The organism is Ligaoa zhengdingensis, from assembly GCF_014384885.1.
Lineage (GTDB): Bacteria > Bacillota > Clostridia > Oscillospirales > Ruminococcaceae > Ligaoa > Ligaoa zhengdingensis.
Genome location: NZ_JACRST010000044.1, coordinates 1 through 7672 on the forward strand (window position 1 = coordinate 1; position 7672 = coordinate 7672).

General features: G+C 63.1%; 8 protein-coding genes. All 8 read right to left on the reverse strand.

All coding sequences use genetic code 11. The annotated features are described in order from the left end of the window. Positions 1-57 precede the first annotated feature (57 nt). The 8 genes from H8711_RS12910 to H8711_RS12945 all read right to left on the reverse strand — a co-directional run bounded on the left by H8711_RS12910 (position 58) and on the right by H8711_RS12945 (position 7232). Positions 58-1182 carry a DHHW family protein gene (locus tag H8711_RS12910; RefSeq protein WP_249283805.1) on the reverse strand — a complete coding sequence of 375 codons (1125 nt, stop codon included), beginning with the start codon at positions 1180-1182 and terminating at the stop codon, positions 58-60. Between the two features lie 35 nt (positions 1183-1217). Beyond that, positions 1218-2609, reverse strand: coding sequence for an MBOAT family O-acyltransferase (locus H8711_RS12915; protein ID WP_249283806.1), 1392 nt, complete (start codon positions 2607-2609; stop codon positions 1218-1220). Then, the gene (locus H8711_RS12920; RefSeq protein WP_249283807.1) at positions 2606-3226 is read right to left on the reverse strand and encodes a ribonuclease M5; all 621 of its coding nucleotides are present in this window, start codon (positions 3224-3226) and stop codon (positions 2606-2608) included. The genes H8711_RS12915 and H8711_RS12920 overlap by 4 nt, the downstream gene beginning before the upstream one ends. 49 nt (positions 3227-3275) lie before the next feature. After that, on the reverse strand, positions 3276-4319 hold the full coding sequence (gene holA, locus H8711_RS12925) for a DNA polymerase III subunit delta (protein WP_249283808.1): 1044 nt from the start codon (positions 4317-4319) through the stop codon (positions 3276-3278). Continuing rightward, a complete protein-coding gene (locus tag H8711_RS12930; RefSeq protein WP_249283809.1) occupies positions 4316-6475 on the reverse strand; it encodes a ComEC/Rec2 family competence protein in 2160 nt (719 codons plus the stop codon). The genes holA and H8711_RS12930 overlap by 4 nt, the downstream gene beginning before the upstream one ends. Beyond that, on the reverse strand, positions 6472-6669 hold the full coding sequence (locus H8711_RS12935) for a YlcI/YnfO family protein (RefSeq protein WP_249283810.1): 198 nt from the start codon (positions 6667-6669) through the stop codon (positions 6472-6474). The genes H8711_RS12930 and H8711_RS12935 overlap by 4 nt, the downstream gene beginning before the upstream one ends. Beyond that, positions 6653-6874, reverse strand: coding sequence for a helix-turn-helix domain-containing protein (locus H8711_RS12940; RefSeq protein ID WP_249283811.1), 222 nt, complete (start codon positions 6872-6874; stop codon positions 6653-6655). The genes H8711_RS12935 and H8711_RS12940 overlap by 17 nt, the downstream gene beginning before the upstream one ends. Positions 6875-6995: 121 nt before the next feature. After that, positions 6996-7232, reverse strand: a complete 237-nt coding sequence (locus tag H8711_RS12945; RefSeq protein ID WP_249283812.1) for a helix-turn-helix domain-containing protein — start codon at positions 7230-7232, stop codon at positions 6996-6998. Between the last annotated feature and the right edge of the window lie 440 nt (positions 7233-7672).

Genomic DNA, 7672 nt, shown 5'->3' on the forward strand with positions numbered 1-7672 from the left:
GCGAGAAAACGGGCGCGGGCTTCTTTCAGAAGCCCGCGCCCGTTTGGTTCATCCCGGTCACAGCCCGCGGAGGACTTCGAGGTTTTCACAATGCATGTAGGTATCGGTGGAAAATGCGAACAGCACCTGGTCGTAATAGAGCAGATCCACATCCTCGATCTGCTCGGGGGTGGCGGTGGTCGCATCCACAATCTTGATCTCGCTGTACTGCGGGGCCAAAAACGGCACATAGCTGCGCGCCGTGTCGTCCCCGATGATGAGCAGGCGGACCTGGTTGGGCAGCGGCTTGCCCGCCTCGTTGCGCACCTGGATGTCGATGACCTGCGCCATCCCGCCGAAGTAGACGTCCAGCGGGCGGGGGCCGGTCAGGCGGTCGCGCGCATACAGGTCGCCGAGCTTCTCATTCTCCCCATCCTGGGTGCGGGTCACCTCGTAGGTGCGGTAGAACTTATCCAACCGGTAGTGGAACAGGGTGATCACATCGCTTTCCGCAGGCGCATAGGGGAATTTCTGCTGGAGCGCCCCCTTGTAGCCGTGCAAGGCGTATTCGATGGTGAACCGGTCGAGCGAATAGGCAGTCATCCCCAGCTTGTCGGCCAGCACCGAATAGATGTAGTAGCCGCCCAGCGAGGTGAGCGCGTCCTCGGTGTTGTAATAGAGCTCCTTGTCGCGGTTGGCGAACAGGGTGGGGTAGACGTCCACCGTGACCATCTGCCCGCCGAACTTCTGATAGACCTGCTCGATAAACGCCTTTTGGTTGTAGGGGGTGGCAAAATCGGGCAGGAGCTGCTGCTTGACCGCGGATGCGGTGGGGGTGAGCAGCAGGTAGGACGGCAGGCGGGCCCGCTCAGCGAACGCCAGCAGGATCTCGTTGTTGCGCTCCACCAGTTGGCTGGAGGGCGAACCCACATTTTTGATGATGCTCGAACCGGTGACGTAGTAGCCGTCGATCTCCTTGGCCCCGGTGCGGTAGCGCAGGTTCCACGCGAAGTTGGAGAGCTCCTCGCGGGCGGGGAACCGCTCCTGGAAGGTCTGCTCCACCCGCGCGGCAAAGGCGCCCGACCGCAGCTCGCCCCATTTTGGCGCGGTCAGGCCCGCAAAGCCCCCCTGCGCCCACATGGCGAGGGGGAAACTTACAATAATCAGCAAAAACAACAGCGCACTCACGCGCTTTCCGGCCACAGCCGTCACCTCCCATCGGTAAAATTAAGCGGCGCTCACACCAGCAGAAACGCGGTGGAGATCACCAGGAGCGCCACGTTCACAATCATCCCCAGAATCTCGCTGAACACCGGCACCTTTTTGCGCAGCCAACGCAGGCCCATGTCGCACAGGCTGGTGCACAGCACAAAGGCGATGATCAGCAGCACATAATTGGAGGAAGCGATGTACATCGCGCGGTCGGTGTACAGCTTCGGGCCTCCGATGCCCAGCATGGTGGTAAAATAGCGCATACTCTGGTCCACGTTGTTGCCCGCAAAGATGACAAACGAAAGCAACACCACCGCGAAGGTGTAGATGCGGCTGAACAGCGCGGGCAGCTTTTTGAGGAACGAGCCCACCCCGAGCAGCTCCAATAGCTGGAACAGCACGAAGTAGAGCGCCCAGATGATGTAGTTGACCCGGAAGCCGAACCACACGCCCCAAAACAGGGTCACCACGGCCACGGAGAACACCGTCTCCGCGCCCGAGCGCTGGCTGCTGCGCCACTTTTCGGGCAGGTAGGCGGAGAAGAAGCTGCTCACCGTGCTGTTGAAGCGGCCGACAAATTCGGTGACGCTGCGGGACTGGTAGGGGTAGTAGAAGTTGCGCGGCAGCTCGATCGAAAACATCTTGCCCAGGCCGCGCGCCATATCGCACAGGGACGACAGGTTGAAGTAGACCGCCAGCGCCAGGGCGGCGGTCATCAGCCAGGCCGACACCACCGAGAGCTGCGAGCGCGGCAGGGCCGCAAGCTGGTCATAGATGGCGGTCATCTGGTTGCCGAGCAGCACCTTTTTTGCCAGGCCCTGGATATAGAGGATCGCACCCTCGCTGATGAGCGACAGGGATGGCCGGCGGCTCCCCATCTGCGCCTTCATCTCGTTCCAGCGCACCAGCGGGCCGGCGGGCAGCTTGGTGAACAGCACGCAGAACAGGGAAAAGTCGATCAGGTTGTGCTCGCAGGGGGTCTCATAGCGGTAGACGTCCAGCGCATAACCCAGGCTGGTCACTGCGAAGATCAGCACCCCCAGCGGCCGCCACAGCTCGCGGTTCTGTGTGAAGTGCGAGAGCAGCACCACCAACCCCGCGTTTTTCACCAGCACCAGCAGCATCAGCGCGGTGCGGGCGCTGGGCGCAGTGAGCCCCAAAAAGCGGCGGCGCGCCCCGCCCGGGTCGCCGTCCTCCACGCCCGCGATGCCGTCCAGCCACTCCATGCCGCGGCAGGCGGCGTAATCGAGCAGCACCGAGCCCACCATCAGCGACAGGTAGCGGGGCTCTGCCAACGCGTAGAAGCACAGCGAAATCAGCACCAATATGGCGTTTTTCGCCCTGGCAGGGGTGAGATAGTACACAAACACCGACAGGGGCAAAAACAGATAGATGAAGGAGAGGCTGTACAGATTCACGTGTTCCCTCCGTCCTCCGGCGGTTCCGCGCTGTCCGAGACGCGGGCCGCGAGACGTTTGTATTCCTCGTAGCTAAACATGGTATTGAGCACGTCCAGCATCGAATTGGCCGAGAGGTAGTGCGGCAGGCCGAGCTCGCGCAGCAGGCGGGTGCGGCGCTCGTGGCTGCCCTCCCCGCCCGAAAGCCCGTCCTCCATGAGGTCGGCCTTGGTGACGAGGCGTTCGCGCGCCTCGCCCGTATCGGCCGTCACCCCCGCGCGGCGCAGCGCCTGGAGGATCACCTCGGCGGGCACCCCCTCCACCCCGAGCGTCCCCTCCTTGGAGGGGCGGTCCTTGCGCTTTTCCTTGCCCAGGATTTCGGGGATGTAGGCGTGGTAGACCTCGCCCTCGCGCACACAGTTTTTGATGTGGTTGCGGATGACAAACCCCGCGCTGTCCGAATCGGTGAGCACCACCAGGCCCACCCGCCTGGCAAGCTCTCGCAGCAGCGCGACCTTGTCCTTATCCTTAAAGATGCGAAAGCCGTCGGTCTGGATGATGGTGGCGTCCAGCAGCGAGGAGAGCTTGATCTTATCGTAGCGCCCCTCCACCACAACGGCCTGTCTGAGTTTAATCAAGAGGAACCCCCCAAAGGCCAGCGCGGGCCGTGTTGTTGCGCGCGGGGCGTTAGCCGCGCCCCAGCGCGAAGATGCGGGTGATCGTCTCCTGCAGGATCACCACATTGTCCACCCGGCTGCTTTTGAGCCGGTAATCAGCCCTGGCGAGCAGCTCGAGGATGGCGGCGAGCTGGCCGCGCGAATAGCGATCGCAGTCCTTCATGGCGGCGCGCACCCGCCAATCCCGCCCCTTGTAGGCCGAAAACAGCTTCACAAGGTCGGCGGCGGTTTTGCCGTTTTGGCGCGCCACCCGCGCGCGGTAGAGGTCGATGAAGTTGGACGACAGCGCCCCCAGGATCATCACCGGCTCCTCGCGCAGGGCGATGAGGTCGGCGAGGTTGCGCATCGCGCCCTGGTAGTCCCCGCGGTGGATCAGGCGCGAGAGGTCGAACACGCTCGCGTCGAGCTGCGGCACCACGCACCGGTCGATCTCCTCCCGGGTGATCTCCCCTTTTCCGCGGTAGGCGCACAGCTTGGCCATCTCGTTGCCCAGCGCCTGCATGTCGCTGCCGCACCGCCGCACCAGATAGGCGCAGCTATCGCTCGAGATGCTGCATCCGCCCCGTTCGGCCATCGCCTTGAGGAAGCGGTTGGTGTCCCCCTGGGCGCGCGTGCCCAGCTCCACCGCGTCCCCCACCGCGTCCACCAGCTTGAGGAACGCCTTCCACTTTGCGTTCTTTTTGAGGTCCACCGGGGCGTCGCCCGATACAAACACCAGCACCGCTGTCTCGGGCGGGTCGGCCAGCAGCTCCTTGAGCTTGGCCGTCTCGGCCGCCGAGAGCTTGCCCACATCCAGGCCGGTAACCACCACGCATTTGCGCTCGGCCATCACCGGCAGAGCCTCCACCGCGTCGGAAATCTCGTCCAACCCGGCGGAGGAGCCGTCGAAGCGGCTGAGGTTGAAGTCGGCCAGCGGCCCGTCCACCGCCTTTTCGACGATCCGCTTGAGGTAGAGCTTCTTTAAATAGGTCTGCTCGCCGTAGAGGAAGTACACCCGGCGCGGGGGATAATTCTTCAGCTTCGCCGCAAAATCCGATTCCCTTTCATAGATCACCAGAGCCCTCCCCCTTCCTCGCGCACGGCCATGCGTCCCGCGCGGCAGAGCAATTCCACACGCGGCCGCGCATCGTCCAGCCGGATCACCGCGCCCGCCGGCATGCCGCCTAGCGGGTCGCCCCGCGTCACCAGCAGGTCGCATTGCAGACCGGAAAGCTCCGCACCGGAGGCGGCCACCGCGACCGCACAGCCGCCCATGCGCTTGTTAACCTTTAGTATATCACAATCCCCGTCCAGAATAAAACTTTTTATGCCGCTAAAGTCTGAACAAATTGTGTTGCCGTCGATCGAGACGCGGTCCCCGCCCCAAAGCTGCGCGTCGAGGTCCGCCCAAAGCACCGCCGCACCCGCCCGGTCCAGCGCCGCGAGCATCCGCTCATCCTCCGCGTCCTCCGCGCTCACCACCGCCAGATCGACCGGATAGAGGGACAATAGATCGCTCACCGCACCGTTGCGGTTGCCCGAGGCCGGGGACAGCGCAAACAGGTCGATCTGATCCACCATCCGGCGGGAGAGCGCCTGCTCCACCTCGTAGACGTCGCTCTTGCTGTTGATCGCGCCCAGCACCGCGGCGTGCCCATCCTTGACCGCCACCACAGCGGCCGTGCTGCGCCCGGTGGCGATCACCGTCAAACTGGTCGCCCCGCGCATCGCCAACTGGTAGGAGAGGATGCCAGTCATCAGCGTGATGGCGCACAGCGCCGCGCAGGCCGCGGACTTTTTGCGGCTGGGGCGCACACAGGCCATCGCAACCATCAGCGCGGCCCCAGCCATCCACAGGGACACGAACCCCGCGCCGGCCGGGAGCTCGGCAAACGGCAGCGAGGCGACCGCCGCGGCCACCGAATCGATCAGCCCGACCGACAAGCCGGCGGCCAGGGCGAAGGGGGACGCGATCACACCCACCGCGGGCAGCATCCCCAGCAGGATCGCGACGAGGCCGCAGACCAGCGCCAGCGGCACCAACGGCGAGACCATCAGGTTGGTGAGCGGCGCGTAGAGCGCCGCCCGGCCGAAGCGGGCCACCACCACCGGCAGGGTGAACAGGGTGGCGCTGACCGTCACCGCAAGCGCGTTGGCCGCAGCGCCCCAAAGCCGTGGGAAGCGCCGCTGCCTCACCCATCCCGCGGCCAACCCCGCCAACCGGTTCGCGCCCAGAAGAATCCCGAGCGTGGCGAGGAACGAAAGCTGGAAGCTCACGTCCGAGGCGACCAGCGGGCTGCCCGCGCACAGAATCAACCCCGCTGCGGCGAGGGAGGTGATCGGGTCCGCCCTGCGGGACAGGCTCTGTGCCAACAGGGCCAGCAGGACCATGCCGCCCGCGCGGCAGACCGATACCGGAAACCCGACCAGGCCCATGTAGCCGAACACCGCGACCGCCGTCAGCAGGGCGGACAGCCGGGTGGGAATCCGCAGCGCATGGCAGGCGCGCCCGAAAAAGGCGGCCAACACCGCGAGATGCAGCCCCGAGATCGCGAGCAGGTGCGAGATGCCCGCGGCAGAAAAGTCGTCGCGGGATTCCTGCGGCACCAGCTGCTTGCGGCCGAGCAGCATGGCGGACAGCAGGTCTCCGCTTTCGTTCGGCAGCAGCCGGTGCAGCGTTGCATCCATCCGGCGGTTGAGGTCTCCCATCATCCCGCGCAGGCTGCCCGGCTCGCACGGGACGGCGGTGTAATCGCCAGCCACGAACGCGCGCAGCGGGGTGAGCACCGCCTTGCTGCGCGCATAGCCGGTGGACGCGCCCTCGTCGTAGCGCGAGAGGGAGGCGACGGCCGAGAACCGGTCGCCCAGCTCCACGTCCAGGGTCTCGCGGGAGCTCACTGCGATGGTGAGCCCGCCCTCCAGCTCGATTTCGATCGAACGCCCGCCGCTGATGGCGCAGACCCTGCCCTCGATGCGGGCGGTCTGTCCGGCCAGGTCGCGCAGCGGCTGCACCCGGAAGCGCAGCTCCGCGCCGGTTGCCAGCAGCGCCAGCGCCGCGGTGACAAGCACCGCAAAGGCCGCGCGCCTCTGCGGGTGGCGTGCGGCGAGCGAAAGAAGCCCCGCGAGCAGGAGGACCGCCCCTGCCCCGAACAGCACCGGCGCGGAAAAACAAGCAGCGGCCGCCGCTGTAATCAGGTAGGTGATTCCGATTACAGCAAGCGGCCGCTTCATGGCAGTTCCCTCGTTTCGTTCTTCTCTTCCTCCAAGTTTTCCAACGCGACCCGAACCGCCTCGATGACAAAGGCGCTGAACGTGCAGTCCCTCCCGCGGATGGCCGTCTCAACAGCCTCGATCATGTCGTTGGGAAAACGGATGGATTTGTTTGTGGTAGGCGGAATGCTGGGTATTTTAAACTTTTTCATCATCCGCTCCATCCCTTTTGCGGCGGATGACCTCCTCCACCTCGCAATCGAGGAGGTCGCACAGCCGGTCGATCGTTTTCATCGTCGTGTTCCGGTTGTGCTTGATCCGGTCAATTGTCTTATTATCGACGCCCTGCTTGGCAAGCTCGTACCAACTGACGCCGCGCTTGCGCATCGTTTCACGCAACGGCTCGAAATCAATCGCCATTCTGAACACACCCCAGCCCGATAATTCGCAATTTATAAAATTGCGTCTTTCTTGGAGGGCAGGTATTGTGCAACCCCCTGAATTTTGCACTCCAAAATTAGGTGATTACACTTCTTCCCCATCACTCGTCTTCAAAAATTAAAAATTTGTAGGCAGGAATTTCCAACGCCTGAGCAATCAAAAACAGCGTATCCAGCGAAATGGCCTTGCTGACGTTGGGCGCTTCCACATGTCCGAGAAATACAAGGCTCAAGCCCGTGCGCTCCGCAAGCTGTTCCTGCGTCAAGTTGCGGTAACGCCGGTAATAAGCAATTTTCAACCCGATCTGGCGGTGTTGTTCTTCAAACTGCGCTTTCATTTTATCACCCAATATTATTGTACCAATTGGATCGATGATATATAATGTTCTATAAAAGCATTTTTTATATCTATTAAGACGTTAATCATTTTTAATACGACTTCAAATTTAAATGTCCTTCTTTTATGTGAAAAGAAGGACCAAAGTCCCCAGGGGCCCTTCTCTTGGCCCGATGGGCCAATTCACCTTGAAAGCACACAAAAAGGGGGGCCCTTTGGCCCCCTAGGGGCGCCGGCCAACGGCCGGAGGAAAGCCGGGCAGGCTCGTTTGTTAAGTAAAGTGCAGCTTCCGCGCGGAGGACGCACCCGGTATGGCGCAAGCGCCAACCCGGATTGCCTGCCGGCGCTGCCGGCCCGGGCGCACAACGGGGGTTTTCAAAGGGGTGCCCCCTTTGACACGTTTTTCCTGCCTTTTGACGTGTATCAAAAGGCAGTCGTCGT

Coding starts and splice junctions, on each gene's coding strand:
- H8711_RS12930 (WP_249283809.1), bottom strand. CDS start 6,475: ATGAAGCGGCCGCTTGCTGTAATCGGAATCACCTACCTGATTACAGCG.
- H8711_RS12935 (WP_249283810.1), bottom strand. CDS start 6,669: ATGATGAAAAAGTTTAAAATACCCAGCATTCCGCCTACCACAAACAAA.
- H8711_RS12940 (WP_249283811.1), bottom strand. CDS start 6,874: ATGGCGATTGATTTCGAGCCGTTGCGTGAAACGATGCGCAAGCGCGGC.
- H8711_RS12945 (WP_249283812.1), bottom strand. CDS start 7,232: ATGAAAGCGCAGTTTGAAGAACAACACCGCCAGATCGGGTTGAAAATT.